Below are 26,615 nucleotides of genomic sequence, written 5' to 3'. Positions count from 1 at the left end.
GGGTTGTAGGAACAACGAAGACACGAGATTCCGGTTACGGGTAATCGGCGTGGTTTGGGGAGGAAACTTGCGGATGGGTCATGTTCCTCGCTGGTAACTTCTGAAACGCCAAGGGGCGCGGCGGGAATGACTCCCGCCGCGCCCCTGTGGATCTTGTTTACAGGCCGAGCTGGTGCTCGAAGTTGCCCTCTTCGATGCGCTTGGTGACCGCTTCGAGGTAGCGGGCCGCGTCGGCGCCGTCGATCAGGCGGTGGTCGTAGCTCAGCGTCAGGTGCATGACCGAGCGCACCGCGATCACTTCGCCCAGTTCGGGGTCGTTGATCACGCGGGGGCGCTTGACGATCGCGGCGGTGCCGAGGATCGCGGACTGCCCGACGGGGACGATCGGCGTGTCGAACAGCGCGCCGACCGAGCCGGTGTTGGTGATGGTGAAGGTCGCGCCGAACAGGTCGTCGGGCGCGAGGCCGCCGTCGCGGGCCTTCTTGGCGATCTCGGCGATCCGCTTGGCCAGGCCCGGGATGTTCAGGTCGCCGGCGTTCTTGACGACCGGGACGATGAGGCCCTTCGGCGTGTCCACCGCGAAGCCGACGTGCTCGGCCTCGGGGTAGGTGATCGTCTTCTCCTCCATGTTCATGGTGGCGTTGACGACCGGGTACTGCTGGAGCGCCTCGATCGCGGCGATCGAGAAGAACGGCAGGAAGGAGAGCTTCACGCCGTGGCGGGCGAGGAACTCGTCCTTCTTGGCCGCGCGGAGCTTCGCCACCTTCGTGACGTCCACTTCGCGCACCGTGGTCAGCTGCGCCGTGGTCTGCATCGACTGGAGCAGCGCCTTGGCGGCGGCCTGGCGCAGGCGCGACATCTTCTCGGTGCGTCCGCGCAGCGGGCTGACCTCGGCGGGGGCCGAGGCGGCCTTCGCCGGGGCGGCAGCGGCGGGCGCGGGCGCCTCGGCCTTCTTGGCGTCGATGAGGGCCTGGACGTCCTCCTTGCGGACGCGTCCGCCCACACCGGAGCCGGTGACCTGCGCGAGGTCGACGCCGTTGTCGGCGGCGAGCTTGCGCACCAGCGGCGTCACGTACGAGCCCGAGGGCTTGGACGCGGGCGCGGCGGGGGCCGCGGGGGCCGGGGCGCTGACCGGGGCCTCGGCGACCTCGGGGGCGGCCGGGGCCGGGGCGGTCGGCGTGGACTCGGCCTGCGCCGGAGCCGGAGCAAGCTCCGGTTCGGACTTCACCGCGGGCGTCGGCTCGGGAGCCGGGGCCGGGGCGGCAGCGGCGGTGTCGCCGGAGCCGATGATCGCGAGCACGGAGCCGACCTCGGTGGTCTCGTCCTCGGCGACGCGGATCTCCAGCAGGGTCCCGGCGGCCGGGGACGGGATCTCCGTGTCGACCTTGTCGGTCGAGATCTCCAGCAGCGGTTCGTCGACCTCGACGGTGTCGCCGACGGCCTTGAGCCAAGTGGTCACGGTGCCCTCGGTGACGGACTCGCCCAGCTCGGGGAGGAGCACCTCGGTGCCGGACGCGGCGGCCGGAGCGGGGGCCGCGGCGGGCTCGGGCTCGGCGGCGGGGGCCGGAGCGGCCTCGGCCTTCGGCGCCTCGGGCTCGGGCAGCGGCTCCTGGGCGGGCGCGGGCGCCGGGGCCGCGGGGGCGTCCCCGCCGGCCTCGGACGGGTCGCCGATGATGGCGAGCTCGCCGCCGACCTCGACGTCGGTGTCCTCGGGGACCACGATCTTCAGCAGCACGCCGGCAACCGGGGAAGGAACCTCGGTGTCGACCTTGTCGGTCGAGACCTCCAGGAGCGGCTCGTCGACCTCGACGGTGTCGCCTTCCTTCTTGAGCCACTGGGTGACAGTGCCCTCGGTGACCGACTCACCGAGAGCGGGCATCGTTACCGATGTCGGCATCGTTCGTTCAACTCCTGCGGTTGTGGATTAGTCGTGGGCGTGCAGCGGCTTGCCGGCCAGCAGCATCGCCGCTTCGCCGATCGCCTCGTTCTGGGTGGGGTGCATGTGGATCAGCTGGGCGACGTCGTTCGCGTACGCCTCCCAGTTGTAGATCAGCTCCGCTTCGCCGATCTGCTCGGAGATGCGCGCGCCGACCATGTGGACGCCGACGATCGGGCCGTCCTCGACCGCCACGAGCTTGATGAAGCCCTGGGTCTTGAGGATGTTCGACTTGCCGTTGCCCGCGAGGTTGTAGTTGACCGACTTGATCTTGTCGGCGCCGTACTTCTCCTTGGCCTTGTCCTCGTTGAGGCCCATGGAGGCCACCTCGGGCTCGGTGAACGTGACGCGCGGGATGCCGGTCTCGTCGATGACGGCCGGGTTCAGGCCCGCGATGTGCTCGGCGACGAAGATGCCCTGGAGGAAGCCGCGGTGCGCGAGCTGGATGCCGGGGACGATGTCGCCGACGGCGTAGACGCCGGGGACGCTCGTCTGGAGGTGCTCGTTGACCGGGACGAAGCCGCGGTCGAGGGTGATGCCCTGCTCCTCGTAGCCGAGGTTCGCGGTGACGGGGCCGCGGCCGACGGCCACGAGCACGATGTCGCCTTCGACGACGGTGCCGCCCTGGATGGTCACCTGGACGCCCGAGGCGGTCTTCTCGACCTTCTCGAAGAACTTGCCGGTGTGGAACTTGATGCCGCGCTTGCGGAACGCGCGCTCCAGCTGCTTGGACGAGTCGGCGTCCTCGGCCGCGATGAGGCGGGGGAGGCCCTCGATGATCTCGACCTCGACGCCCAGCGACTTCCAGGCGGAGGCGAACTCGACGCCGATGACGCCGCCGCCGATCACGATGGCCTTGTTCGGCAGCTCGGTCAGTTCGAGCGCGTGCTCAGAAGCGATGATCTTCTCGCCGTCGATCTCCAGGCCGGGGAGGGTCTTGGAGTACGAGCCGGTCGCGAGGATGACGTTCTTGCCGGTGACGGTCTGGCCGCCGTCGACCTGCACCGCGTTCGGGCCGACGAGCTTGCCGGTGCCCTGGATGAAGTCGACCTTGTGGGCCTTGACCAGGCCCTGGAGGCCCTTGTACAGCTTGGAGACGACGTCGTCCTTGTACTTCTTCACCGCGGGCATGTCGACGCCCTTGAACTCCGCGAGGATGCCGAACTGCTCGGACTCGCGGGCGGTGTCGGCGACCTCGCCGGCGTGGAGCAGCGCCTTGGTGGGGATGCAGCCGCGGTGGAGGCAGGTGCCGCCGACCTTGTCCTTCTCGATCAGGGCCACCTTCAGGCCCAGCTCAGCGGAGCGGAACGCCGCCGCGTAGCCGCCGCTGCCGCCGCCCAGGATGACGACGTCGTATCCTGCGTTCGGGTCGCTCATTGCTCTCCCCACTTAACGATGCTTAGGTTCGCTGCCCATCCTTCCACCGGGCGCGTCTCGTGGTCGCCCAGACCCGGTGCTTGGAGTGTGCAACACCATTCAACCGCTTGCTGGGAGCTTCGGAAAGTCAAGTTCGTGTGCGGCTGGACACAGGCGTCATAGCGCATGTGTACGCTTGAAAGTCGACATCGGCGGGTGCGTGAGGAGCGGTCGTGGGCTGGTTCGGACGGAAGAAGAAGCAGGGCGACGGGACGCTGGACCGCGCCTCGGACAACGGCGACCAGCGCCACCTGGTCGAGTTCATCGGCACGCGCACCGGCGTCGAGGCGTATGTGGAGCCGAAGACCACGGTCACCGAGACCACGGTCATGCTCATCGCGCACGACGGCGAGTGGACGCGGCGCCGCGTCGACGGCCCCGCGGGCGCGTTCGCCTTGGGCCGCAAGTACAACGTCCCCGTGTACGAGGTCGCGAAGGTCGGGTACCCGCAGCGAAAGAGGGACTACGACGCGCGCAAGAAGCTGGAGCAGCAGCGCCGCCAGTGACGTGAACGGCCGGTCCTCTCGGACCGGCCGCTCGTAAATTCTCGTGCACTGTCCCGCCACATGGCGGTGAACCGCGGTCGACTAGCGGGCGTGCTCCTCCAGGAGCGCTACCAGCGTCCGCACCGGCACGCCGGTCGCGCCCTTCGCCGTGTACCCGTGCGCCGAGTCCGAGTCGGCGGGGCCCGCGATGTCGAGGTGCGCCCACGGGATCTCCTCGGGCACGAACTTCGACAGGAAGATCCCGCCCTGGATCATGTGCCCGTCGCGCTTGAGGCCGGCCGCGCACTGCGACACGTCGGCGATCGAGGACTCCATGAGCTTGACGAGGTCGTCGGGGAACGGCATGGGCCAGCCGTGCTCGCCGGTCTCCTCGCCGATGCGGCGGACCCGCTCGGTCTCGGAGTCGGTGCCCATGAGGCCCATGGTGCGCCGCCCGAGGGCGATGAGCTGCCCGCCGGTGAGGGTCGCGACGTCGTAGACCGCGTCGGGCTCGTCCTCGACGGCCCGCGAGAGCGCGTCGGCGAGGACCAGGCGGCCCTCGGCGTCGGTGTTGAGGATCTCGACGGTCATGCCGTTGCGGATGGTGAGCACGTCGGAGGGGCGGTACGCCGTGCCGGAGACGAGGTTCTCGGCGAGCGCGACGGTGCACGTGACGTTCACGTCGAGGCCGAGCTTCGCGGCGGCGAGGGTCGCGCCGACGACGGCCGCGGCCCCGGCCATGTCGTACTTCATCTCCCACATGCCCGCGGTCGGCTTGATCGAGTAGCCGCCGGAGTCGAACGTGATGCCCTTGCCGACGAGCGCGATGTGCTTGCGCGCGCCTTCGGGCCGGTACGACAGACGCACCAGGCGCGGCTCGGCGGAGGAGCCGCCGCCGACGGCGAGGACGCCGCCGTACCCGCCCGCCGAGAGCGCCTCGGCGTCGAGGATCTCGACCTCCAGGCCCGCGGCGACGGCGGCCTGCTCGATCTCGATCGCGAACGTCGGCGGGCGCAGCAGGTTCGCGGGGGAGGACACCCAGTCCTTGACGAGGGCGACGCTCTCGCCGAGCACCCGCGCCCGCGTCACGGCCTCCTCCGAGGCGCCGTAGACGCTGACCGACTCGGGGGCCGCGTCGCCGCCGCCGTCGGTCTTGAAGCCCTCGTACTTGTATGCCCCGAGGATCGCGCCGGTGGCGGTCGCCTCCGGGTCGCCCTCGAACGCGATCGCGACCGAGCCCTTCCCGAAGGCGGCGCGCACGGCGGCGCCCGCGGAGCGGCGCAGCGTCTCGTCGTCGAGGTCGTCGGCGTCGCCCAGGCCCACCGCGTACACGAGCGCCGCGCGGAGCCCTTCGGGCGCGGGCAGGCGGGTGAGGGACCCGGCCGACCCGGTGTTCCCGAGGGCCGCGAGCTGCGCGGCGAGCCGCCCGTCGAACGCGGCGTCGACGCCCGCGAGGCTCTCGGGGAGCACGGGCGCGTCCTCGCCGGAGAAGACGCCCACGACGAGGACTTCGGCGTCCGCGTTCGCGGCGTCGCCGGAGGCGCTCAGCAGATCAGTCACGATCGTTCCTTAGCTGTTTCGGGGACCAAATGCTCCGATCCTAGCCACTGGGACGCACGCGATAGGCTCTGTCCCATGTCCGAACCGTCGCTGCTCACCTCACCGCTCCACTCCCGCCACATCGACCTCGGCGCCAAGTTCGCCGAGTTCGCCGGCTGGGACATGCCCCTCCAGTACCCGAGCGGCGTGCTCGCCGAGCACCAGGCGGTGCGCACCGGGGTCGGCGTCTTCGACGTCTCCCACCTCGGCAAGGTCTGGGTGACCGGCGAGGGCGCCGCGGCGTTCGTCAACCGCTGCCTCGCGAACGACCTCGACCGGATCGGCCCCGGCGGCGCCCAGTACACGCTGTGCCTCGACGAGAACGGCGGCGTCGTCGACGACCTCATCGCCTACCGCTTCGCCGACGACCAGGTCTTCCTGATCCCCAACGCCGCCAACACCGCCGAAGTCGCCCGCCGTCTGGCCGACGCCGCCCCCGCCGGGATCGAGGTCCGCGACGTCCACCGGTCCTTCGCGGTGCTCGCCGTGCAGGGCCCCGAGTCGCCGCGCATCCTCGAATACCTCGGCCTGCCCCACGAGCACGACTACATGAGCTTCCGCGAGCACCTCGTGGACCACGCCGACGTCATCGTCTGCCGCTCCGGCTACACCGGCGAGACCGGCTTCGAGCTGGTCGTCCCCAACGAGGCGGCGCTCGACCTCTTCGACGGGATCCTCGTCGCCGGAGCGTCCCCGTGCGGCCTCGGCGCCCGCGACACCCTGCGCCTGGAGATGGGCTACCCGCTCCACGGCCAGGACCTGAGCCTCGACATCACCCCCGTGCAGGCCCGCCTCGGCTGGGCCGTGGGCTGGGACAAGCCCGAGTACTGGGGCAAGGCCGCGCTCGACGCCGAGAAGGCCGCCGGGCCGCGCCGCCGCCTGTGGGGCCTGGAGGCCACCGGCAAGGGCGTCCCGCGCGCCCACATGACCGTCCTCGACGGCGACACCGAGGTCGGCGAGACCACCTCCGGCACCCACGCGCCGACCCTGAAGAAGGGGGTCGCGCTCGCGCTCCTCGACGCCGCCTACAAGCCCGGCGCGGAGCTCGAGCTCGACGTGCGCGGGCGGCGCCTGCCGGTGCGAGTCGTCAAGCCCCCCTTCACGAAAGCCACTCCCAAATAGACGGGCGCGAACCCTGACCTTGCCTGGCGCGACGTTCTCAGATAGCGTTTACCAGAACCTCGCAGACGAAGGAGTCACATGTCAGGCACCCCGCACCGCTATGCCATCGTCGGGACCGGATCGCGCGCCACGATGTACGTCAGGGCCATCATCGAGCGGGGTGACCGGACCGCGCTCGTCGCGCTGGCGGACACGAACCCGAAGCGGATCGCCCACCACGCCGCCGCCGTCGCCGAAGCGGGCCTGCCCGCCCCGGCCCTCTACGCCGCCGCGGACTTCGAGCGCCTCCTCGCCGAGACCGACCCCGACACCGTCATCGTCACCTCGGTCGACGCCACCCACCACGAGTACATCCTCGCCGCGCTCGCCGCGGGCAAGGACGTCATCTCCGAGAAGCCGCTGACCACCACCGCCGAGCACGCCGCCCAGATCCTCGAAGCCGAGGCCAAGTCCGAGGGCACGGTCACCGTCACGTTCAACTACCGCTACAACCCGCTGCACGAGAAGGTCGCCGAGCTCCTGCGCGACGGCGCGATCGGCGAGATCACCTCCGTCGGCTTCGACTGGCTCCTCGACACCCGCCACGGCGCCGACTACTTCCGCCGCTGGCACCGCGACGAGGCCAACTCCGGCGGCCTGCTCGTCCACAAGTCCGGCCACCACTTCGACCTCGTCAACTGGTGGCTCGACGCCGCCCCGGTGCGCGCCTTCGCGAAAGGCAAGCTCGCCTTCTACGGCGAGAACGGGAAGGCCAGCGGCCACGACCGCGGCTACGCGCGCGTCCACGGCTCCGACGCCGCTAAGGACGACCCGTTCGCGCTCCACATGGAGGAGAACCCGACCCTCAAGGCCCTGTACCTCGACGCGGAGGACGAGGACGGCTACGTGCGCGACCAGTCCGTGTTCGCGCCGGGCATCACCATCTACGACGACATGATGTCCCTCGTGGACTACGACTCGGGCGTGACGCTCTCCTACCGGCTCACCGCCTACTCCCCTTGGGAGGGCTACCGGGTCCACTTCAACGGCACCCAGGGGCGGCTCGAACTCCTCGTCGTCGAGAACGACCACGTCAACCCGGCCCTCAAGGGCCCCAACGGCGCCAGCATCCACGGTACCCACGCCGCGGCCGAGGAGGGCTGGTACGAGCTCACCGTCCACCCGTTCTGGGCCAAGCCGGAGAAGATCGACCTGGGGGAGTACCAGCGCGCCGGGCACGGCGGCGGCGACACCCGCATGCTCGGCGTCCTCTTCGACGGCGACACCGACCCGCACGACCGCTCCGCGAACGCCCAGGACGGCGTGAACGCGCTGGCCGCCGGCCTCGCGTCCAACGAGTCGATCCGCACTAGGCAATCGGTTGCCGTCGCAGACCTCTTCAAGCTGGAGAAATAACGCATGGCCCTGCATCCCGACCGACTCTTCCCGGCCGACGAGCGCACCCGCGCAATCGCGCGGGAGCTCCACCGCAACACCGCGGACCTGCCGCTGGTCAGCCCGCACGGGCACGTCGACCCGCGGCTGATGTCGGAGAACCGGCCGTTCCCCGACCCGGCCCGCTTGTTCGTGGTCCCCGACCACTACCTGACCCGGATGCTGTACTCCCAGGGCGTGCGCCCCGACGAGCTCGGCGTGCCCTCCGCGACCGGCGAGCCGGCCGAAGCGGACGGCCGCACGATCTGGCGCCGCTTCGCCGAGCATTACAAGCTGTTCCGCGGCACGCCTTCGAAACTGTGGCTCGACTACACGTTCGCGGAGGTCTTCGGCATCTACAAGGACCTCGGCCCCGATACCGCCGACGAGTTCTACGACCACCTCTCCGCGCGCCTCGCCGAACCGGCGTTCCGCCCGCGGGCCCTGTTCGACAAGTTCAACATCGAGGTCCTCGCCACCACCGAGTCCCCTGTGGACTCGCTGGAGCCGCACGCGGCCCTCGCCGCCCTCCAGGGCGCCGACGGCCGCAAGTGGGGCGGCAAGGGCGGCAAGGTCGTCACCACGTTCCGCCCCGACAACCTCGTCGAACCGGGCTGGCCCGGCTGGAAGGACCGCGTCGAGCAGCTCGCCGCGATCACCGGCGAGGACACTACGACCTTCGACGGGTTCCTCGCGGCGCTGCGCAAGAGGCGCCAGGACTTCATCGCCGCCGGGGCCACCTGCACCGACCACGGGAACCTCACGGCCGCAACGGAGGACGACTCGAAGGCCGCCGCGGGCATCTACGCCCGCGCGCTCGCCGGGGAGGCCACCGACGACGAGGTGCTGCGCTTCCCCGCGCTCATGCTCGTCGAGTTCGCGCGCATGAGCGTCGACGACGGCCTGGTCATGCAGCTCCACCCGGGCGCCAACCGCAACCACAACCAGTGGCTGTACGAGGGCTGGGGCCGCGACGTCGGCGGGGACATCCCCGACGCCACCGAGTACACGCGGGCCCTCAAGCCCCTCCTCGACGCGTTCGGCAACGACCCGCGCTTCCGCATCGTCCTCTACACCCTGGACGAGACGGTCTTCAGCCGCGAGATCGCGCCCCTCGCGGGCGGCTACTCGGCGGTCTTCGCGGGCGCGCCCTGGTGGTTCCTCGACTCCCCTGAAGGCATGCGCCGCTTCAGAGAGGCGATCCACGAGACCGCGGGCTTCTACAACACCGCCGGGTTCGTCGACGACACCCGCGCGTTCTGCTCGATCCCGGCCCGCCACGACCTGGCGCGCCGCATCGACGCGTCCTACCTCGCGCGCCTCGTCGCCGAGCACCGCATGACCGACAGCGAGGCCGCCGAGACGGCGATCGACCTCGCCTACAACCTCCCCCGCAAGATCTACGGATTGGAACAGTAAGTGCCGACTCGAATCGAACGCCTCGAAGTCCACGACGTCCGGTTCCCGACCGCGACCGCAGGCGACGGCTCGGACTCGATCAACCGGGCCGACTACTCCGCCTGCTACGTGGAGCTGTTCACCGACGAGGGCCCCACCGGCACCGGCTTCACCTTCACCGGCGGCCGCGGCACCGAGATCTGCGTCCAGGCCGTCAAGGCCTACGCGCCCCTCGTGGTCGGCAGGACCGTCGAGGAGATCTTCGCGAACCCGGTCGAGTTCTCCCGCTCGATCGTCCAGGAGCCCCAGATCCGCTGGCTCGGCCCCGAGAAGGGCGCCACCCACATGGCCGTCGGCGCGATCCTCAACGCCGTGTGGGACCTGCGCGCCAAGCTCGAAGGCAAGCCCATGTGGCGCCTCCTCGCCGAGATGGACTCCGCCGAGCTCGCCGCGCAGATCGACTACCGCCACATCGAGGACGAGCTCACCTACGACGAGGCCGTCGCGATCCTCGAAGAAGGCCGCATCGGCTACGAGGACCGCCTCAAAGTCCTGGAGAACGACGGCTTCCCGGCCTACACCACCTCCGTCGGCTGGCTCGGCTACTCCGACGAGAAGGTCCGCGCCCTCACCGAGCAGGCCGTCGCCGAAGGCTGGACCGCCGCGAAGATGAAGGTGGGCTCGCCCGACGTCGCCGACGACGTGCGCCGCGCCCGCATCATCCGCGACGTCCTCGGCCCCGACCGGCTCCTCATGATGGACGCCAACCAGATCTGGTCGGTGCCCGAAGCGATCGCGAACATGCGCGAACTCGCCGCGTTCGACCCGTACTGGATCGAGGAGCCCACCCACCCCGACGACATCCTCGGCCACGCCAAGATCGCCAAGGCCGTCGACCCGATCCGCGTCGCCACCGGCGAGGTCGCCGCCAACCGCGTCATCTTCAAGCAGCTCCTCCAGGCCGAGGCCATCAAGGTCTGCCAGATCGACGCCTGCCGCGTCGGCGGCGTCCCCGAAGTCCTCGCCACCCTCCTCATGGCCGCCAAGCACGGCGTGGACGTATGCCCGCATTCGGGAGGAGTGGGACTCTGCGAATACGTGCAGCACCTCGGCATGTTCGAATACCTTCGGATCGGGAAGACCCTGGAGGGACGCATGATCGAGTACGTCGACCACCTGCACGAGCACTACACCGACCCCGTCACCGTCGTGGACGGCCGCTACCGGCTCCCCACGCAGCCCGGCTACTCGGTCACCCTCAAGGCCGAGTCGATCGCCGAGTACTCCTACCCGAACGGCCCGGCGTGGAACGCCTAGCCAATGAGGTCCTGAAGCGGCTCCCCGGGGACGTCACCGTCCCCGGGGACCGCCCCGACCGCTCCGGGATCCTCCACCTCGGCGCGGGCGCCTTCCACCGCGCCCACCAGGCCGTCTACACCGACGACACCGACTGGGGCATCACCGTCGCCGCCCCGAACTCCCGCGGCGTCATCGACGCGCTCGCCGCCCAGGACGGTCTCTTCTCCGTCGCGACCCTCGGCCCCGACGGCGCCGACCTCCGCGTCATCGGCTCCATCGTCGACACCGTCCACGTAGCGACCGAACGCGACCGCGCCGCCGGCCTCGTCGCCGACCCCGCCACGCACGTCGTCACCCTCACCGTCACCGAGAAGGCCTACCGCGACCCGCAGGGCGTCCCCAGCCTCCTCGCCGACGGCCTCGCCCGCCGCGCCGCCGCCGACGGCCCGCCGCTCACGATCCTGTGCTGCGACAACCTCCCCGACAACGGGAAGACCACCCGCGCCGCCGTCGAACCCCTCCTCGACGACGCCACCCGCGCCTGGGCCGAGACCAACGTCACGTTCCCCTCCTCGATGGTCGACCGCATCGTCCCCGCCTCCACACAGGCCACCTACGAGCGCGCCCTCGCCGAACTCGGCGTCTCCGACCTCGCCGCCGTCGAAGCGGAGCCGTTCTCCCAGTGGGTCATCGAAGACGACTTCGCCGGGCCCCGCCCCGGCTGGGCCGCCACCTACACCGCCGACGTCGCCGGATGGGAGCGCCTGAAACTGCGCACCCTCAACGGCGTCCACTCCACGCTCGCCTACCTCGGCGCCCTCGCCGGAACCGAGACCGTCGCCGAAGCCCTCGCCCTCCCCGGCGCGGCCGACTTCGCGCGCTGGCTCATCTCCGAGCAGATCGCGCCGTCCTTCACGCCCCCCGACGGGCAGGACACCGTCGCGTACGGCGACAGCGTCCTGGAGCGGTTCGCGAACCCCGGCATCCGCCACCGCTGCATCCAGATCGCCATGGACGGCTCCCAGAAGCTCCCGCAGCGGCTCTTCGCGACCATCGGCGACCTCGCGGAAGCGCACGTCGACCTCGACCTGATCGCCCTGCCGCTCGCCGCCTGGACCCGCTTCTGCGCCGGGAAGACCGACGACGGCGCGGACCTCCCGCTCGACGACCCGCTGCGCGACGTCATCCGACAGAGCCTCGCCGCGGCCGGACCGAACCCGGCGGCGAGAATCGACGCGATCCTCGGCCTCCGCCAGATCGTCCCCGAACCCCTCGCCGACAACCACCAGCTGCGCCGGGCGGCCGCCAAATGGCTGCGCGAACTCGACCGGCACGGCGTCGCCACCACCCTGGAGCACCTGTGACAACGAGCATCCCGCGCGTCGCCCTCGTGGGCGCCAACGGCTTCGGCCTCCACCACCGCGAGCACAACCTCGCCCCCCGCGTCGAACGCGGCGAACTCGCGTTCGTCGGCATGTGCGACACCGCCGAGATCCAGGAGCGCCCCGGCGCCCCCATCGGCGACACGCCCGTCTTCGACGACTACAAGGCCATGCTCGACGCCACCGACCCCGACGTCGTCATCATCGCCACCCCGCCGCCCTCCCACCTGCCCATCGCGGGCGACGCCATGCGCCACGGCGCCGACATCTACCTGGAGAAGCCCCCCGTCACCAACCTCGACGAGTACCGCAAGCTGTACGACGTCATGACCGAGACCGGCCGCAACGTCCAGGTCGGCTTCCAAGCCCTCGGCTCCCACGCGTTCAACGCCGTCCGCGACGCCATCGAAGCAGGCCGCTTCGGCGAGATCGAGTCGATCGGCGTCGCCGGGTCCTGGCAGCGCCCCGACTCCTACTACCGCCGCTCCGCCTGGGCCGGCAAGCGCGAACTCAACGGCACCCTCGTCGCCGACGGCGCCCTCGCCAACCCGTGGGCCCACGCCTCCCAGCAGGCCATCGCCCTCGCCGGGGACTGGCCCCTCCAAGGCCCCGTCGAACTCGAACGCCTCCGCACCCGCGAATCCATCCAGGTCGACGACACCGCCGCCTGGCGCGCGGTCAACAAGAACGGCGTGCGCATCACCGTCGCCGTGACCCTCTGCGGCGACAGGAAAGTCGAAGGCGACATCTACATCAAGGGCACCGAGGGCGAGGCCTGGTACGGCTTCCGCGAGGACCTCCTGCGCCTCCCCGGCGAGACCGAGGCGAAGCAGTACGGCTCCACCAACCTCCTCGACAACCTCCTCGCCCACCGCCGCCGCGGCGTCGGCCTCATCTCCGGCCTGCGCCGCTCCAAGCCCTTCACCGGCGTCCTGGAGCAGGTCCTCACCTCGCCCGTCCCGCGCCTCGTCGACGAGAAGCACCTAGAACGGGTCGGCGACGACCCCGTGACCATCCTCAAGGGCGTCGACCAGGCCGTGGTCGACGCCGCCACCCAGGGAAAGCTCTACAGCGAGCTCGGCCTCCCCTGGGCCTGAAGCGAAGACGGCCCCCGGCTCGCGCCGGGGGCCGTCGTGCATTCGATTGCCGAACCGGAGTTAACTCGCCCCGGCGCTGGCGGTGACCACCGACTTCACCTGCGAGGGCGTCGTCAGCGAGTACCCGTACGGGACGCCGCTGACCGAGCCGCTCGATGCCGGCGTGCCGGTGTTCACCAGGTAGTTGTTCCTGGAGAGGATTCGGCCCGGGTCCGAGGAGCCCTCGCCGATGTGGACGGCGTCGTCCGCGTTCTCCAGGTAGTTCCCTTCGAACAGGACGCCCGCGTTCTCGGTGGTGGCGACGCAGTACGAGCCGATGTTCTGGTAGAAGTTGTTGTAGACGTGGACGGTCGAGCCGAACCGCACGCGCGGGGTGCGCTGGTTCGTGCCGTTGAACCAGTTGTGGTGGTAGGTGACCCGCAGGTGGCCGATGTCCTGGCCGCCGTTGTCGTCGGAGTGGCCCAGCAGCATCGTCTTGTCGGTGCCGTTGAACCGGTTCCAGGACACCGTGATGAAGTCCGAGCCGCGCTTGATGTCGAGCGCGCCGTCGTAGCCGGTGCCGAAGGTGTTGTTGTCGAACCACAGGTTCGTGGACGAGTCCTGGACGTTGATGGCGTCGTCGGACCAGTTGTTGAACCGCATGTTGTAGACGATCACGTTGCGGTCGGAGTCGAAGTTCAGGCCGCCGCCGGTGAAGGTGGCGCCGGAGTTCCCGATGATCGTGGTGTTGGACCCGACGTTCACCATGCCGGACAGGGCGATCGTGCCGCTGACGCGGACGATCTTGGCGCTGTTGGAGGCCACCGCGGAGGTGAACGCCGAGGCGCTCGACACGGTCGTGGTGGGGCCGCCCGCGCCGCCGGTGGTGCCGCCGTTCTGCGTGGCCCAGCCGGTGAGGCCGGTCTGGGCGAACGCGGGTGCCGGGTCGAGGGCGGTGACCGACAGCGCTGCCAGCGCGAGCGCCGCGACGAGTCCGAGGACCCGTCTGGCCGTGAGGGAGACGATCGTCGACATTGACGGACTTCCTTTCGTTGGAGGGGGAGACGCAACATATCGATATGCGTCTATTTCTCACGGTAAGCCCGACCGGACAGCGTTTGCAAGGGGTCCGTCCGAAATAGAAAGAGACGGGGCCGGCGGGAAGGCACCGGCCCCGTCTGGCTGGTGGCAAGCGCTGGTACTGGCGGGACGGCGCCTGCCTCGGCAGTCGCTACGAGGCGCCCGCGCCGCCCTCCACGATCCCCGGGATCCGGTCCGCGGGGTCCGCCGAGTATGCGTACGGCAGGCTCGTGTCCACCGAGCCGTTGGTGAGGATCTCGCCGGAGCCGTCGAGCACGTTGTCGAACGCGACCAGGCGGCCGTCGGCGGAGTCGCCCTCGCCGATGTGGGTCGGGTCCTCGGTGTTCTCGAAGTAGTTCGCCTCCACGATGACGCCCGCGTCCATCGTGGTCGCGATCCCGTAGGACCCGACGTCCTTGTAGTAGTTGTTGAACACGTGGACCTGCTCGCCGAAGCGCACGCGCGGGTTCCGCTGGTTCGTGCCGTTGAAGAAGTTGTGGTGGTAGGTCACCCGCAGGTGGCCCTCGTCCTGGCTCCCGTTGTCGTCGGAGTGGCCCAGGAGCATGTTCTTGTCGTGCCCGTCGAACCGGTTCCACGCCACGGTGACGAAGTCGGAGCCGCGCTTGACGTCCACGCAGCCGTCGTAGCCGACGCCGAAGGTGTTGTGGTGGATCCAGATGTTCGTGGAGGACTCCTGGACGTTGACCGCGTCGTCGTCCCAGTCGTCGAAGACGAGGTTGGTGACGATGACGTTCGACTGGCCCGAGACGTCGATGCCGCCGCCGGTGATCCGGGAACCGGAGGCGCCCACGATCGTCGTGTCGGACGCGACGTCGTTCATGCCGGAGATGCTGATCGAGCCGGTGAGGCGGACGATGAGGCCGCCTTCGCCGATCGCGGCGAGGAAGTCGGAGGCGTTCGAGACGCTCACCTCTTCCGAGCCGCCGGTGACGCCGCCGTTCTGGCTGGCCCAGCCGACGGGTCCGTTCTGCGCCGCGCCGAGGTCGGCCGGGTCGGCCTCCTCGGCGCCGGCGTGCTGGGCCGCCCAGACGCCGATGCCGCTGGCGGCCGCCGCCGCGCCCGCGCTTGAGGCCAGGAGCACGCGCCGCTTGATCCGCGGAACTGCCGGGTTGGTGCTCACGTTGCGTTCCTTTCGGTTGACGTTTCGTGGCATTTCCGGGATTTGCCCGGAAATACATGGAAATGAATCGATATGCTAACAAGGCAAGCCTGGAAAGGCAACCGGTTGCAGTCGACAATTTTGTTGCGTCGTGCTACAAACTCTCCATGGCTCTTTTCGACCTCCCCCTTGAACAGCTCCGCGAATACCGCCCCGACGTGCCCGAACCGGCCGACTTCGACGAGTTCTGGAAGACGACCCTGAGCGAGGCGGGCTCGTTCGGCCTCGACGTGCGGCTCGAACCCTTCGACGCCGGCCTGGTCGCCGTGGACGTCCACGACGTCACCTTCGCCGGGTGGGGCGGCCACCCGATCAAGGCGTGGCTGGTCAAGCCCAAGGGGATCGAGGGGCCCCTGCCGTGCGTCGTGGAGTACATCGGCTACTCCGGCGGCCGCTCCTATCCGTGGTCGCACACGACGTTCCCGGCGGCGGGCTGGGCGCACTTCGTCATGGACACCCGCGGCCAGGGCTACGGCAACTGGCAGCCCGGCGACACCGCGGACCCCTACGGCACCACCGGTCCCACCAACAAAGGCTGGATGACGCAGGGCCTCGAATCGCCCGAGCACTACTACTACCGGCGGGTCTTCACAGACGCGTACCGCGCGGTGGACGTCGCGAAGGGGCTCGACGGGATCGACCCGGACCGGATCGTGGTCGCGGGCGGCAGCCAGGGCGGCGGCATCACCCAGGCCGTCGGCGGCCTGCGCGGCGACCTCGCGGGCGCGATCGTCGACGTGCCGTTCCTGACGCACTTCCAGCGGGCCGTGACGATCACCGACGCGTTCCCGTACCAGGAGATCGTCGAGTTCCTCTCGGGCCAGCGCCTGCGCGCCGACCGGGTCTTCGAGACCCTCAACTACTTCGACGGCCTGCACTTCGCGGCCCGCGGCACCGCGCCCGCGCTGTACTCGGTGGGCCTGATGGACGACGTCTGCCCGCCGTCCACGGTCTTCGCCGCGTACAACCGCTGGCAGGGCGAGAAGCGGATCACCGTGTGGCCCTGGAACAAGCACGAGGGCGGCGGCGTCCACCAGCGGGGCGAGCACCTGAAGTTCCTCGCCGAACTGCGCTGAGCGAACGAAGGAGGGCGGGACCCGCGGGTCCCGCCCTTTCCTATGCCTCGCGGATCTTGAGCCGCTCCAGGACCTCGTCGTGGAGGAGCCCGTTCGTGGCGAGCGCGGAGCCGCCGTCGGGTCCGGGGCGACCGCGCAGGTCGGTGAAGGTGCCGCCCGCCTCCTGGACGATGAGGGCGAGCGGGGCCAGGTCCCACAGGGCCACTTCGGGTTCGGCGGCGACGTCGACGGCGCCTTCGGCGAGCAGGCAGTACGAGTAGAAGTCGCCGAAGCCGCGTTCGCGCCAGGCCTCGTGGAGGAGGCCGAGCATGGCCCCCTGGCGGTCGACCTTGGCCCAGCCGGTGATCGAGGAGATGCTCACGGAGGCGTCGCCGAGCTTGCCGACCTTGGAGACGCTGATGCGCTTCCCGGCGCGCTGGTCGCGCCCGGCGAAGGCCCCGGCGCCCTTCATGGCCCACCAGCGGCGGCCGAGGGCGGGGGCGGAGACGACGCCGACGACGGGCTCGCCGCGGTCGAACAGGGCGATGAGCGTGGCCCAGATGGGCACGCCGCGCACGTAGTTGCGGGTGGCGTCGATGGGGTCGATGACCCATTTGCGGCCGGAGGCGCCCGGGTTGTCGCCGTACTCCTCGCCGAAGATCCCGTCGCGGGGGCGGGCGCGGCCGAGCGTGGACCGCAGCACCTCTTCGATGGTGGTGTCGGCGTCGGAGACCTCGGTCATGTCCGGTTTCGACGAGACCCGGAGGTCCGAGGACCGGAACCGGCTCGTACCGATCTGGGCCGCCGAGTCCGCGAGCAGATGCGCGAGGCCGAGATCGTCGTTGTAGCTGGAAGAGGGCATGGGCTCATCCTACTGACCCGGCCCCTGCGGTCAGTTCTTCGTGTCCGCTTCGTGCAGGGAGGCGAGGACGCGGCGGAAGGAGGCGAGGCGTCCGGCGCGCGGGTCGTCGGGGCCGATCTCGGCGTCGAGGGCGCAGTCGCCGATCTCGGGGGTGTGGGTGCAGCCGCGCGGGCAGTCGCGGGCGACCTCGGCGAGTTCGGGGAAGGCCTTGAGGATCGAGTCGGCGGTGACGTGGGCGAGGCCGAAGGAGCGCACGCCGGGGGTGTCGATGACCCAGCCGCCGCCGGGCAGCTCGAAGGAGACGGTGCTGGTGGAGGTGTGGGAGCCCTTGCCGATGGCGCGGACCTCGCTGACGGCGCGCCCGGCGCCGGGGACGAGGCGGTTGACGAGGGTGGACTTGCCGACGCCGGAGTGCCCGAAGAACACGTTCTCCTTGTCGCGCAGGAGGCCGATGAGCTCGTCGAGGGGGCTGTCGGGCTCGGTGGCGACGATGGTGAGGTCGAGCTGCGAGTAGTAGGCGCGCACTTCGTCGACCATCGTGGGGGCGAGGTCGTTCTTGGTGAGGCACAGGATGGGGGAGACCCCGGCGTCGTAGGCGGCGACGAGGCACCGGTCCACGAACCCGTACCGCAGCGGTGGGTCCACGGTGGAGGCGACGACGACGAGGCGGTCGACGTTGGCGACGACGACGCGCTCGGTGGCGTTCTCGTCGTCGGCGGAGCGGCGCAGCTCGCCGTGGCGCGCTTCGATCCTGACGATGCGGGCGAGCGTCCCGGGGTTGCCGCTGAGGTCGCCGACGAGTCCGGCGCGGTCGCCGACCACGATGGACTGCTTGCCGAGTTCGCGGGCCTTCATGGCGGTGACCGTGGTGTCGCCGACGCGGCAGGTGTAGCGGCCGCGGTCGACCGCGGTCACGAAGCCCTCCTTGGCGTTCGCGTGCTTGGGCCGGATCTTGGTGCGGGGGCGGGAGCGGCGGGAGGCGCGCACCTTCACGTCGTCCTCGTCCCACTCCTCGTCATCGTCGTCGGCGTCGACGTCCCAGTCCGGCCTCGGCAACGGCTACTCCTTCCCGCGCACGGCCTGCTCCCAGACCTCCGCGAATTCCGGCCAGGTCTTGGAGGTGCAGGCGACGTCGTCGAGGACGAGGCCGGGGACGACGAGTCCGGCGACGGCGCCGGCGTGGGCCATGCGGTGGTCGGCGTAGGTCGCCCAGGTGCCGCCGGGGCCGCGGCCGCCGGAGTTGACGCGGAAGCCGTCCTCGTACTCGTCGACGTCGGCGCCGATCTTGCGCAGCTCGGTGACTAGGGCCGAGACGCGGTCGGTCTCGTGGCCGCGGATGTGGGCGACGCCGCGGATCGTGAAGGGCCCCTGGCTGACGCCGAAGAGCGCGGCGAGCGCGGGGGTGAGCTCTGCGGCGTCGGCGAGGTCGAGCTCGCCGGGGATCGGCTCGCCGGAGCCGACGGCGGTGAGGCCGCCGCGGCTCCATTCGACGCGGGCGCCCAGCTCGGTGAGGAGGTCGCGGACGGCGTCCCCGGCCTGGGTGGTCTCGGTGGGCCAGCCCTCGACGGTGACGGTGCCGCCCGCGGCGGCGGCGGCGATGAGGAACGGCGCGGCGTTCTGGAGGTCCGGCTCGATGGTCCAGGTGCGGCCCTGGAGCTCGCCAGGGGCGACGCGCCAGCGGTTCGGCTCGGAGTCGTCGACCTCGGCCCCGGCCTGGCGGAGCATCTGGACGACCATGTCGAGGTAGGGGCGGCTGGGCACGGGCCGGTCGCCGGTGTGGCGCAGGTCGATGCCCTCGGTGAACCGCGGCGCGGCCATGAGCAGCGCGGACACGAGCTGCGAGGTCTTGGACGCGTCCACGTCGAGGGCGCCGCCGCGGACGGCGCCGGTGGCCTCGACGGTGAACGGCAGGGCGAGGCGCCCGCCGTCCTCGATGCCCACGCCGAGGCCGCGGAGGGCCTTGATGACGCCGTCGTTGGGGCGCTTGCGGGCGTGCGGGTCGCCGTCGAAGGCGACGGGCCCGTCGGCGAGCGCGGCGACCGGCGGCAGGAACCGCATGACGGTCCCGGCGAGGCCACAGTCCACGGACGAGCCGCCCTTGAAGGCGCCGGGGGTGACGGTCCACGCGTCGTCGTCCGAGGTGTCGACGCCGACCCCGATGGCCCGGAGCCCTTCGACCATGAGGAGGGTGTCGCGGGCGATGAGGGGGCGCTCGATGGTGCTGGGTCCGGCGGCGAGCGCGGAGAGGATGAGGGCGCGGGCCGTCATCGACTTCGAGCCGGGCACGCGGACGACCGCGTCGAGCTCGGCCTCCGCGTACGGGGCCTCCCAGCGGCGCTTGTCGGGGGCGGCGGTTGCGTTCACGCCCGCCAGTCTAGTGGTCCGGTGTGCGGGAACCGGGTGGTCGCCGGACCGGGGTGGCGCCGCGCGCTCGCTCCGGAAATGGAGGAGCCGGACTGTCGGGGGCGGGGGTTACGGTACGGGCATGTGCGGAAGGTACGCGAACAGCAAGTCGAGCCCGTCGATGGCGGCGCTCTTCGACGCGGAGGACTTGATCGCGGGGGCGTGGACCCCGAGCTACAACATCGCGCCCACGGTGCAGGCGCCGCTGGTGCGCCGCTCGAAGTCCCGCGAGGAGCGGGTGGTGGAGCTGGCCCGGTGGGGCCTGGTCCCGCCGTGGGCCTCCGACCCGGCGATCGGGGCGCGGATGTTCAACGCGCGCATCGAGACCGTGTCGACCTCCCGCGCGTACAAGCGGCCGTTCGCGACGCGGCGCGCGCTCGTCCCGGCCGACGGCTGGTACGAGTGGCGCAAGCTCCCCGGCGGCGGTAAGCAGCCGTACTTCTTCACCCGCCCCGGCGGCGTGGTGCTCGCCGGGCTCTGGGACACCTGGAAGGACGGGGACCTCACGCTCCTCAGCTTCACGGTGCTCACGTGCCCGGCCATGGGCGAGGCGATGGAGACCATCCACGACCGCATGCCCTACGTCCTCCCGCCCGAGCGGTTCGCCGCCTGGCTGGGGGAGGAGGACGCCGACGAGGGGGAACTCCTCGCGGGTCCGCTCCCGTCCCTGCCCGGGGACCTGGAGATCCGCAAGGTCGGCCGCGGCGTCGGCCGCGCGACGAACGACGGGCCGGAGCTCATCCGCCCCGCGGACGGCGAGGAGGGGCCGTCCACACTCCCTGGAATGTGAAGTCAATCACACCGCTGCGTCGGTATCTGTACCACAACTCGTCGGTCTTTCGTGTACAAGCCGTCGCCGGCTGAAGGGAACGCTTCCCCGCGTCTCGGCGTAGACGCCCGGAAGGGCTGCGGCGGCAGTGAAATAGGGAGGCAGCAATGCGGCGAATCCGCCCCGAGGAAGTAGCCCGCGCCCGTAAGGACCCCCGGCTGCTCGACGCCGCCGAGTACCGCAACGAGAACATCGGCGGCTCGTACCGGATGAGCGGCGACGACTGGCTCCGCCGCGGCAACTGCGCCGAGGCCGAGCCCGACGTCATGTACCCCGAGCCCCGCGAGCCCATCGACGAGGCCCTGGCCATGTGCGCGTCCTGCCCGGTTCGCACGCCCTGCCTGGTGCGCGCCCTCGAAGCCCGCGACCGCCACGGCGTCTGGGGGGCCACCGCGCCCCGCGAGCGCCGCGCCATGATCGAGGTCTGGAAGGACATCAACCCCCTGGCCGTCGGCGCCTAGCGCGCCCCGGTCCTGATCGGCCGCGACCGCCCTGCCCGGGGCGACCGTCGCGGCCATTCTTCGTTCCAGGGGGGAGGAACCTCCCCGGACCGGCGGCGGTGTCTGGTCCGCCGGCCCGGGGCAGGTACTGGGAGTTCACGCCGCGGCTCGCGCCGCGGCGATCAAGGCCCTGCCGGGCCCACTGACGTTAACGACCCCGCGCACCGAAAGTTACTGATTCAATCCACAAAGTAATCATTTCGGATGGTTCCACGGCCCATCGCCCGCTTCGCACCCCATCCTCGGCCCAGTTCCCGCACTGTGGCGGATCCGACTCCCGCATTCAGCTCCCGGCGGAATGAACCCGCCCCCGCCGCTGTTGAGCGGTACGAGTCTCCGACCTCGCTGTAAGGAGCGCATCGCATATGACCACCACCGTCCGCGGCCGCGAAGACGAGCGCCTGGCCGCTCTGCTGAGCGGACCCGAATGGTCCCCCGCCTACGGGACCGATCCCGTCGGCGGCGTCACCGCCGCAGGTATTTCCGCCGTCCCCGCCCAGGGCCCTGCCGTAGGCTCGGCTACTGAGGCCGACGAGAGGGAGACGGTGACCGAGGCAGGAAGCGAGACCGCCCAGGAGCGGCGCGCGCGGTTCGAACGCGACGCGATGCCCCTGATCGACCAGCTCTACGGCGCCGCCCTGCGCATGACGCGCAACCCGGCCGACGCCGAAGACCTCGTCCAGGAGACCTTCCTCAAGGCCTACTCGAAGTTCCACCAGTTCCGCGAGGGCACCAACCTCAAGGCGTGGCTGTACCGGATCCTCACCAACACGTACATCAACTCCTACCGCAAGAAGAAGCGCCAGCCGCTCACCTCGCCCACCGACGAGATCACCGACTGGCAGCTCGCCGACGCCGAGTCCCACTCGGCCTCCGGCCTGCGCTCGGCCGAGACCGAGGCCCTCGACCACCTGCCCGACTCCGACGTCAAGGACGCCCTCCAGCGCCTCGGCGAGGACTTCCGCCTCACCGTCTACCTCGCCGACGTCGAGGGCTTCTCCTACAAGGAGATCGCCGACATCATGGGCACGCCCATCGGCACCGTCATGTCCCGCCTCCACCGCGGACGGCGCCAGCTCCGCCAGCTGCTGAGCTCCTACGCCGCCGACCGCGGCCTCTCGCCCGCACAGGAGGGCCAGTCGTGACCAGCGAAGCGGACAAGCCCCACCTCGACTGTCGCGAGGTGCTCGAAGAGGTCCACCTCTACCTCGACGAGGAATGCTCCGACGTGCGCCGCGGCGTCATCAAGGACCACCTCGACGAATGCTCGCCGTGCCTCTCCGAGTACGGCATCGAGCAGGAGGTGCGCACCATCGTGCACCGCTGCTGCTCCAAGGAGGTCGCCCCCGACGACGTCAAGGAGCGCCTCCGCCAGAAGCTCCACGCCATCGAGCAGGTCAGCGAGCTGTTCAGCGAGGTCGCCGAGCGCGATCGCTGACCGCGCCCCGGCGCCCTGCGCTCAGGCGGCGTTCGCCTCGATCATGCCGATCGAGATCTGGAGCGACGCCTCGCGGATCTCGTCCTCCGAGTCGTCGACCCGCGGATACGTGATCCAGTTGCTGTACAGCGTCGTGATCGCGTCCCACGCGCGCATGCGGTGGATCAGCGGCGCGTCGCCGTCGACCAGCAGCGCGTGCAGCCGGCGCTGGCGCAGCCGGAACACCGACATGCGGTCGAGGCGGGTGAGCGCGGCCTGGTTGTTCTGCATGAACCGCAGCACCGGCACGTGCGCGCGGATGACCTCCGCGTAGCGGCGCAGCAGCTCGGTGCGGGTGCCCAGGACCCTCGGCTGGGTGTCGCCCCAGTCGCAGATGCCGTCCAGGTCGTTCGCGTAGGACTCGAAGAAGCTCGCCGCGATGTCTTCCTTCGTCTTGAAGTGGTAGTACAGCGCGGCCTTGGTGACGCCGAGGTGCTCGGCGATCTCCCTGAGAGAGGTGTGCTCGTAGCCGTGCTCGCTGAAGAGCGCGATCGCGGTCTGCTGGATCCGCTCGCGGGTGCTCGGCTGGTTCTGCTCGCGCGGTTCGCGCGGCGACTCGGTCATCTGGGCAAGTCTCGTTCTTGTCCGGTGCGGCCAGTGCCATCGCGGGGCAGTCGCGGCCACGGCCGCCTGCCCCGCCAAGCGCTAGCTGTTCGGCCGCTTCCCGTGGTTCGCGGCCTTCTTCTTACGCGACTTGCGCTTGCGAGCTGCTTTCGCCATCGCTTCCTCCTTGGTGGTCTCGGGAATTCGGTGGGTCAACCTTACCGGTACCTGCGCGACCGTCCGGAGGGCGTTGACGACGGGGTGAAATCGACGGACGCTTGGGGGGTGTGCGAAGGGCTCCCGCCCGGTCCGCGGGACGCCCCCGGCGGCGGTGGACGGTGGTGGCCCGCGTGGACTAGGCTTCATTTTGAAGGTTTGTTTAATATTTACTGCGGTACCCCAGGCGGTACACACGACAAGGAGCGACCCGTGAACCAGCCCCAGGCCGGCCTCCCCGACTCGACCGGCGCCGACGAGGCTCCCGGTACCGGCATGGCCGCCGACATCGCCGAGCAGCCCGGCGTCTACGCCGACGTGCTCGACCACGGCGCCGCCGAGATCGCCCGCATCGCCGCCCTCATCGCCCAGCGGCGCCTCCGCTCCATCGTGTTCACCGCCCGCGGCACCTCCGACCACGCCGCCCTCTACGCCGCCTACCTCACCGAGATCCGCCTCGGCCTCCCCGCGAGCCTCGCCAGCCCCTCCGTCGTCACCGTCTACGACGCCCGCCCCGACTGGTCCGACAGCCTCGTCATCGCCGTCTCCCAGTCCGGCGGCTCCCCCGACCTCGCCCAGGTCGTCGCCGCCGCCCGCGCCGGCGGCGCCCTCACCCTCGCCGTCACCAACAACCCCGACTCGCGCCTCGCCCACGAGGCCGAACTCCACCTCGACGTCCGCGCCGGCCACGAGCGCGCCGTCGCCGCCACCAAGACCTACACCGCCGAACTCCTCACCCTCCTGCTCCTCATCGAGGGCATCCGCACCGGCACCGGCCGCCTCGACACCGCCGAGGCCGCCGCCCTCGACAAGCTCCCCGAACTCGCCCAGAGCGTCCTCGACGACCCCGGCGCCGCCGACCTCGCCGGGCGCTACCGCTTCGCGTCCCGCTTCGTCACCACCGGCCGCGGCTACGCCTACCCCACCGCCCGCGAGACCGCCCTCAAACTCATGGAGACCTCCTACCTCCCCTCCCTCGCGTTCTCCGGCGCCGACCTCCTCCACGGCCCCCTCGCCATGGCCGACCCCGGCGTCCCCGTCCTCGCCGTCGTCGGCTCCGGCCCCGGCGGCCACGCCATGTGGAACGTCCTCACCCGGCTGGAGAAGCAGCGCGCCGACGTGGTCATCGTCGGCGCCGCCGACGTCCCCGGCCAGACCGCCCGCCTCGCCACCCCCGCCGTCGACGAGCGCATCGCCGCGCTCCTCGACATCCTTCCGCTGCAACGGCTCGCGCTCCATCTCGCCATCGAGCGCGGCGAGAACCCCGACGCCCCAAGAGGTCTCAAAAAGGTCACGGAGACGGTGTGATCCCAGCTCCGAAGGGCCGCAACCGCTGCTGTTCACCTTCGGTTCACCGAGACGTTCCCCCGCCTCCGTACACTCAGCGTCATGCAGGCCCCACCTGCCGCGCAGACCGGCATCACCGAGATCGTCTGGCATGACAGGCGATACCGGGCCCGTGCGGCCGCCGGAGGCGCCGCATTCGAGATCTATTCGGACACTTCGGAACCCGGGTTCCAACCCGCCGGATCCACCTACCACCGGTTCGTCCACGCCTCCGAAGTGACCAGTCCCGGCGGGGAGATGCTCCTCGCCGGCGTCGCACCGCTGTCGATCCCGGTCATGCCCGGGATCACCGCGTCCACAGTGCACCAGTACAGCCAGAACCCCCGCATCGGCCCCGCCGAACGCGCCCTCGTCTCCGCCACGCGGGCCACCGCCTTCATCACCCCCGGCACCCGCATGGTCAAACCCCTCAGCCGCCACCAGGTCTCGCGCCAGCTCACCTCCGCGCCCCTCGTCAGCGGCCTCTGCTTCCGCGAATTCGACGTCGCCCACCTCCGCTTCCCGAGCGACCGCATCGTCCTCTCCGGCGACCCCGACGACGTCCGCGACATCGCCTTCTGCCTGCGTTGGCGCGCCATCGGCCCCGACGACTACACCAGCAGCGAACTCGCCAACTTCCCCGGCCTCGTCGGCATCCCCGGCCGCGAACGCCGCGGCTCCATGGTCCTCGGCACCGGCTTCCTCCCCAGCGGCACGCACCTCATCGCCGAATACGCCACCGCCGGACTCGCCGACCTGCCGCTCTCCGCGCGCGCCGAGATCCTCGCGTACACGCCCGACGGCGCCGAGATCGCGCTGTTCCAGTACCAGCCGCAGACCAACGTGTGGAACCGCGTCGCCGGCGCCCGCCACCGCGACCTCGTCAACCGCATCCCCGGCCTGGAGACCGGCCGCACCCTCTTCCGCGTCAACCCCTCCGTCCACGCCGGACTCACCGGCGAGCATGAAGGCGAACGCGTCCCCATCACCGCCGACCCCGGCCACGGCTTCCACGCCTACGCCCGCGGCGCCGCCAGCCGCAGCCCCATCACCGCCCCGCGCCGCTTCCACACCCGCGCGCGCTGGCGCGACATCGAGGTCCTCGCCCTCGGCCGCAACGAGGACTGGGTCCGCCTGCGCCTCAGCCAACCCGACATCGAGGCGATCATGGCCGCCGACGCCACCTGCGTCGAACGCGGCGTCTACGAATGCTGGGCCCCCCTCGCCGAACTCGAAGACCCCCGCACCGTCACCACCGAATACCCCGTCCCCCCGGCCCCGCCGATCCCCTAACGCGGGCCTTGGATTCCTGGCGAGGCGCCAGCGGTCGTCGATCTTGTCGACCCAGCCCATGCGCTGGAGGCGATGGAGGGTCTCGACGGCGAGGTCGGCGGGGAGGCCCGCCACCGCGGCGAGGCGGGCGGTCTCGACCACGTAGCCGCGGGGGAGGGACTCCACCAGGCGGGCCTCGACTTCGGTGAGGCGGTCGATCGGGCGGCGCTGGGGTGGCGGGGCGCTGGCGAGCGGGCCGCCGATGCCGGTGACGTCTTCGATGACCTCTTCCGCGCAGGTGACCAAGCGGGCTTCCCACGGTTCGCGGGCGAGACGGTGGACGCCGACCGATTGGGATGAGGTGACCGGGCCCGGGGTGAACATCAGGACCCGGCCGAGTTCTGCCGCGTATCGGGCCGTGTTCCTCGCGCCTGAGCGGTCGGCCGCCTCTACGACTACCGTTCCGGCGGTGAGTGCGGCGATCACTCGGTTGCGAGTGAGGAAGCTTTTCCGGACTTTGCCGAGGTGCGTAGTCTTCGGGTCCGACGCTAGACTTGGCGCATGGAATCCCGCGCGTTGATCGTCAGCGCCATGACGGCTGCTCTGCCGTTCATGCTGGGCACTGTTTCTTCAACGGCCTCAACGTGGACCATCATCTCGGCTTATCTTGGGGCCTCCGGTGTCGTCGCCCTATATAAAAAAATCCTTAGCTCGGATTTGTGACTTCTCTCTCGACATTCTTGACT

26 protein-coding genes and 1 pseudogene are annotated in these 26,615 nt (G+C 70.6%); 16 read left to right on the top strand and 11 right to left on the bottom strand.

Features of this window, described 5'->3' with window-relative positions; all coding sequences use genetic code 11:
• Positions 1-157: 157 nt before the first annotated feature.
• Both sucB and lpdA read right to left on the bottom strand, forming a co-directional pair.
• Complete coding sequence (gene sucB, locus WA640_RS01900) at positions 158-1,897, bottom strand: 2-oxoglutarate dehydrogenase, E2 component, dihydrolipoamide succinyltransferase (protein ID WP_335985817.1); 1,740 nt, start codon at positions 1,895-1,897, stop codon at positions 158-160.
• A 27-nt stretch (positions 1,898-1,924) separates the two neighbouring features.
• On the bottom strand, positions 1,925-3,313 hold the full coding sequence (lpdA, locus tag WA640_RS01895; RefSeq protein WP_106362098.1) for a dihydrolipoyl dehydrogenase: 1,389 nt from the start codon (positions 3,311-3,313) through the stop codon (positions 1,925-1,927).
• Between the two features lie 212 nt (positions 3,314-3,525).
• Here lpdA and WA640_RS01890 point away from each other — a divergent pair, with 212 nt between their 5' ends.
• Positions 3,526-3,858, top strand: a complete 333-nt coding sequence (locus WA640_RS01890) for an oxidoreductase (protein ID WP_106362099.1) — start codon at positions 3,526-3,528, stop codon at positions 3,856-3,858.
• An 81-nt stretch (positions 3,859-3,939) separates the two neighbouring features.
• On the opposite strand, the gene WA640_RS01885 is transcribed toward WA640_RS01890, so the two are convergent.
• Positions 3,940-5,397, bottom strand: coding sequence for a leucyl aminopeptidase (locus WA640_RS01885; protein WP_335985816.1), 1,458 nt, complete (start codon positions 5,395-5,397; stop codon positions 3,940-3,942).
• A gap of 75 nt (positions 5,398-5,472) precedes the next feature.
• On the opposite strand from WA640_RS01885, the gene gcvT reads away from it, so the two are divergent.
• The 6 genes from gcvT to WA640_RS01855 all read left to right on the top strand — a co-directional run bounded on the left by gcvT (position 5,473) and on the right by WA640_RS01855 (position 13,147).
• Positions 5,473-6,558 (top strand): glycine cleavage system aminomethyltransferase GcvT, encoded by a 1,086-nt coding sequence (gene gcvT / locus WA640_RS01880; RefSeq protein ID WP_335985815.1) that lies wholly within the window; start codon positions 5,473-5,475, stop codon positions 6,556-6,558.
• A 78-nt stretch (positions 6,559-6,636) separates the two neighbouring features.
• A complete protein-coding gene (locus tag WA640_RS01875) occupies positions 6,637-7,953 on the top strand; it encodes a Gfo/Idh/MocA family oxidoreductase (protein WP_335985814.1) in 1,317 nt (438 codons plus the stop codon).
• Between the two features lie 3 nt (positions 7,954-7,956).
• Positions 7,957-9,390, top strand: coding sequence for a glucuronate isomerase (gene uxaC, locus WA640_RS01870; RefSeq protein ID WP_335985813.1), 1,434 nt, complete (start codon positions 7,957-7,959; stop codon positions 9,388-9,390).
• Positions 9,391-10,686, top strand: coding sequence for an enolase C-terminal domain-like protein (locus WA640_RS01865; RefSeq protein ID WP_335985812.1), 1,296 nt, complete (start codon positions 9,391-9,393; stop codon positions 10,684-10,686).
• Positions 10,674-12,032 (top strand): mannitol dehydrogenase family protein, encoded by a 1,359-nt coding sequence (locus WA640_RS01860; RefSeq protein ID WP_335985811.1) that lies wholly within the window; start codon positions 10,674-10,676, stop codon positions 12,030-12,032. Before WA640_RS01865 ends, WA640_RS01860 begins: the two co-directional genes overlap by 13 nt.
• The gene (locus WA640_RS01855) at positions 12,029-13,147 is read left to right on the top strand and encodes a Gfo/Idh/MocA family protein (RefSeq protein ID WP_335985810.1); all 1,119 of its coding nucleotides are present in this window, start codon (positions 12,029-12,031) and stop codon (positions 13,145-13,147) included. The genes WA640_RS01860 and WA640_RS01855 overlap by 4 nt, the downstream gene beginning before the upstream one ends.
• Before the next feature lie 60 nt (positions 13,148-13,207).
• Here WA640_RS01855 and WA640_RS01850 read toward each other — a convergent pair whose 3' ends face one another.
• Both WA640_RS01850 and WA640_RS01845 read right to left on the bottom strand, forming a co-directional pair.
• A complete protein-coding gene (locus tag WA640_RS01850; protein WP_335985809.1) occupies positions 13,208-14,161 on the bottom strand; it encodes a pectate lyase family protein in 954 nt (317 codons plus the stop codon).
• A 196-nt stretch (positions 14,162-14,357) separates the two neighbouring features.
• A complete protein-coding gene (locus WA640_RS01845) occupies positions 14,358-15,347 on the bottom strand; it encodes a pectate lyase family protein (protein WP_335985807.1) in 990 nt (329 codons plus the stop codon).
• Between the two features lie 146 nt (positions 15,348-15,493).
• On the opposite strand from WA640_RS01845, the gene WA640_RS01840 reads away from it, so the two are divergent.
• Positions 15,494-16,462, top strand: coding sequence for an acetylxylan esterase (locus WA640_RS01840; protein ID WP_335985806.1), 969 nt, complete (start codon positions 15,494-15,496; stop codon positions 16,460-16,462).
• A 40-nt stretch (positions 16,463-16,502) separates the two neighbouring features.
• Here the strand turns inward: WA640_RS01840 and hisN are convergent, their stop codons facing one another.
• Genes hisN through aroA form a run of 3 tightly spaced genes read right to left on the bottom strand, consistent with a single transcriptional unit; the run spans position 16,503 to position 19,667 of the window.
• A complete protein-coding gene (hisN, locus tag WA640_RS01835) occupies positions 16,503-17,303 on the bottom strand; it encodes a histidinol-phosphatase (RefSeq protein WP_335985805.1) in 801 nt (266 codons plus the stop codon).
• A gap of 30 nt (positions 17,304-17,333) precedes the next feature.
• Entirely contained in the window at positions 17,334-18,359 is a 1,026-nt protein-coding gene (rsgA, locus tag WA640_RS01830; RefSeq protein WP_335985804.1) for a ribosome small subunit-dependent GTPase A, read from the bottom strand.
• A gap of 3 nt (positions 18,360-18,362) precedes the next feature.
• A complete protein-coding gene (aroA, locus tag WA640_RS01825) occupies positions 18,363-19,667 on the bottom strand; it encodes a 3-phosphoshikimate 1-carboxyvinyltransferase (protein WP_335985803.1) in 1,305 nt (434 codons plus the stop codon).
• 121 nt (positions 19,668-19,788) lie between these two features.
• On the opposite strand from aroA, the gene WA640_RS01820 reads away from it, so the two are divergent.
• The 4 genes from WA640_RS01820 (at position 19,789) to rsrA (ending at position 22,473) form a co-directional block, all read left to right on the top strand.
• Complete coding sequence (locus WA640_RS01820) at positions 19,789-20,496, top strand: SOS response-associated peptidase (protein WP_335985802.1); 708 nt, start codon at positions 19,789-19,791, stop codon at positions 20,494-20,496.
• Between the two features lie 146 nt (positions 20,497-20,642).
• Positions 20,643-20,996, top strand: a complete 354-nt coding sequence (locus WA640_RS01815) for a WhiB family transcriptional regulator (RefSeq protein WP_106362114.1) — start codon at positions 20,643-20,645, stop codon at positions 20,994-20,996.
• 404 nt (positions 20,997-21,400) lie between these two features.
• A complete protein-coding gene (locus WA640_RS01810; RefSeq protein WP_335985801.1) occupies positions 21,401-22,180 on the top strand; it encodes a sigma-70 family RNA polymerase sigma factor in 780 nt (259 codons plus the stop codon).
• Positions 22,177-22,473, top strand: a complete 297-nt coding sequence (gene rsrA / locus WA640_RS01805) for a mycothiol system anti-sigma-R factor (RefSeq protein ID WP_335985800.1) — start codon at positions 22,177-22,179, stop codon at positions 22,471-22,473. The genes WA640_RS01810 and rsrA overlap by 4 nt, the downstream gene beginning before the upstream one ends.
• 21 nt (positions 22,474-22,494) lie before the next feature.
• On the opposite strand, the gene WA640_RS01800 is transcribed toward rsrA, so the two are convergent.
• Positions 22,495-23,076 (bottom strand): TetR/AcrR family transcriptional regulator, encoded by a 582-nt coding sequence (locus WA640_RS01800; RefSeq protein WP_106362117.1) that lies wholly within the window; start codon positions 23,074-23,076, stop codon positions 22,495-22,497.
• A gap of 81 nt (positions 23,077-23,157) precedes the next feature.
• Positions 23,158-23,232, bottom strand: coding sequence for a 50S ribosomal protein bL37 (locus WA640_RS28745; protein ID WP_374209694.1), 75 nt, complete (start codon positions 23,230-23,232; stop codon positions 23,158-23,160).
• Positions 23,233-23,547: 315 nt separating this feature from the next.
• Here WA640_RS28745 and WA640_RS01795 point away from each other — a divergent pair, with 315 nt between their 5' ends.
• The 3 genes from WA640_RS01795 to WA640_RS01785 all read left to right on the top strand — a co-directional run bounded on the left by WA640_RS01795 (position 23,548) and on the right by WA640_RS01785 (position 26,229).
• Positions 23,548-24,579: an SIS domain-containing protein gene (locus WA640_RS01795; protein WP_442904676.1), complete on the top strand. Its 1,032-nt coding sequence runs from the start codon at positions 23,548-23,550 to the stop codon at positions 24,577-24,579.
• An 81-nt stretch (positions 24,580-24,660) separates the two neighbouring features.
• Complete coding sequence (locus WA640_RS01790; RefSeq protein WP_335985797.1) at positions 24,661-25,890, top strand: hypothetical protein; 1,230 nt, start codon at positions 24,661-24,663, stop codon at positions 25,888-25,890.
• A 72-nt stretch (positions 25,891-25,962) separates the two neighbouring features.
• Positions 25,963-26,229: a hypothetical protein gene (locus WA640_RS01785; protein ID WP_335985796.1), complete on the top strand. Its 267-nt coding sequence runs from the start codon at positions 25,963-25,965 to the stop codon at positions 26,227-26,229.
• Positions 26,230-26,250: 21 nt separating this feature from the next.
• On the opposite strand, the pseudogene WA640_RS28740 reads toward WA640_RS01785, so the two are convergent.
• Positions 26,251-26,355 (bottom strand): annotated as a pseudogene (locus WA640_RS28740) (DNA-processing protein DprA); the annotation flags it as partial.
• Positions 26,356-26,430: 75 nt separating this feature from the next.
• Here WA640_RS28740 and WA640_RS01780 point away from each other — a divergent pair.
• Entirely contained in the window at positions 26,431-26,592 is a 162-nt protein-coding gene (locus WA640_RS01780; protein WP_335985795.1) for a hypothetical protein, read from the top strand.
• Positions 26,593-26,615: the final 23 nt, after the last annotated feature.

This window comes from Glycomyces sp. MUSA5-2 (assembly GCF_037034145.1).
GTDB lineage: Bacteria > Actinomycetota > Actinomycetes > Mycobacteriales > Micromonosporaceae > Glycomyces > Glycomyces artemisiae.
Note: the sequence above shows the minus strand (reverse complement) of the source record. Positions and strands in the feature narration are given on the sequence as shown.

What these genes read in the sequence shown, in the direction of transcription:
- WA640_RS01810 (WP_335985801.1), top strand. Translation starts at nt 21,401, where the DNA reads ATGACCACCACCGTCCGCGGCCGCGAAGACGAGCGCCTGGCCGCTCTG.
- uxaC (WP_335985813.1), top strand. Translation starts at nt 7,957, where the DNA reads ATGGCCCTGCATCCCGACCGACTCTTCCCGGCCGACGAGCGCACCCGC.
- WA640_RS01850 (WP_335985809.1), bottom strand. Translation starts at nt 14,161, where the DNA reads ATGTCGACGATCGTCTCCCTCACGGCCAGACGGGTCCTCGGACTCGTC.
- WA640_RS01780 (WP_335985795.1), top strand. Translation starts at nt 26,431, where the DNA reads ATGGAATCCCGCGCGTTGATCGTCAGCGCCATGACGGCTGCTCTGCCG.
- WA640_RS01785 (WP_335985796.1), top strand. Translation starts at nt 25,963, where the DNA reads ATGGAGGGTCTCGACGGCGAGGTCGGCGGGGAGGCCCGCCACCGCGGC.
- lpdA (WP_106362098.1), bottom strand. Translation starts at nt 3,313, where the DNA reads ATGAGCGACCCGAACGCAGGATACGACGTCGTCATCCTGGGCGGCGGC.
- hisN (WP_335985805.1), bottom strand. Translation starts at nt 17,303, where the DNA reads ATGCCCTCTTCCAGCTACAACGACGATCTCGGCCTCGCGCATCTGCTC.
- gcvT (WP_335985815.1), top strand. Translation starts at nt 5,473, where the DNA reads ATGTCCGAACCGTCGCTGCTCACCTCACCGCTCCACTCCCGCCACATC.
- sucB (WP_335985817.1), bottom strand. Translation starts at nt 1,897, where the DNA reads ATGCCGACATCGGTAACGATGCCCGCTCTCGGTGAGTCGGTCACCGAG.
- WA640_RS01795 (WP_442904676.1), top strand. Translation starts at nt 23,548, where the DNA reads ATGGCCGCCGACATCGCCGAGCAGCCCGGCGTCTACGCCGACGTGCTC.
- WA640_RS01875 (WP_335985814.1), top strand. Translation starts at nt 6,637, where the DNA reads ATGTCAGGCACCCCGCACCGCTATGCCATCGTCGGGACCGGATCGCGC.
- WA640_RS01790 (WP_335985797.1), top strand. Translation starts at nt 24,661, where the DNA reads ATGCAGGCCCCACCTGCCGCGCAGACCGGCATCACCGAGATCGTCTGG.
- WA640_RS01815 (WP_106362114.1), top strand. Translation starts at nt 20,643, where the DNA reads ATGCGGCGAATCCGCCCCGAGGAAGTAGCCCGCGCCCGTAAGGACCCC.
- WA640_RS01800 (WP_106362117.1), bottom strand. Translation starts at nt 23,076, where the DNA reads ATGACCGAGTCGCCGCGCGAACCGCGCGAGCAGAACCAGCCGAGCACC.
- WA640_RS01840 (WP_335985806.1), top strand. Translation starts at nt 15,494, where the DNA reads ATGGCTCTTTTCGACCTCCCCCTTGAACAGCTCCGCGAATACCGCCCC.
- WA640_RS01820 (WP_335985802.1), top strand. Translation starts at nt 19,789, where the DNA reads ATGTGCGGAAGGTACGCGAACAGCAAGTCGAGCCCGTCGATGGCGGCG.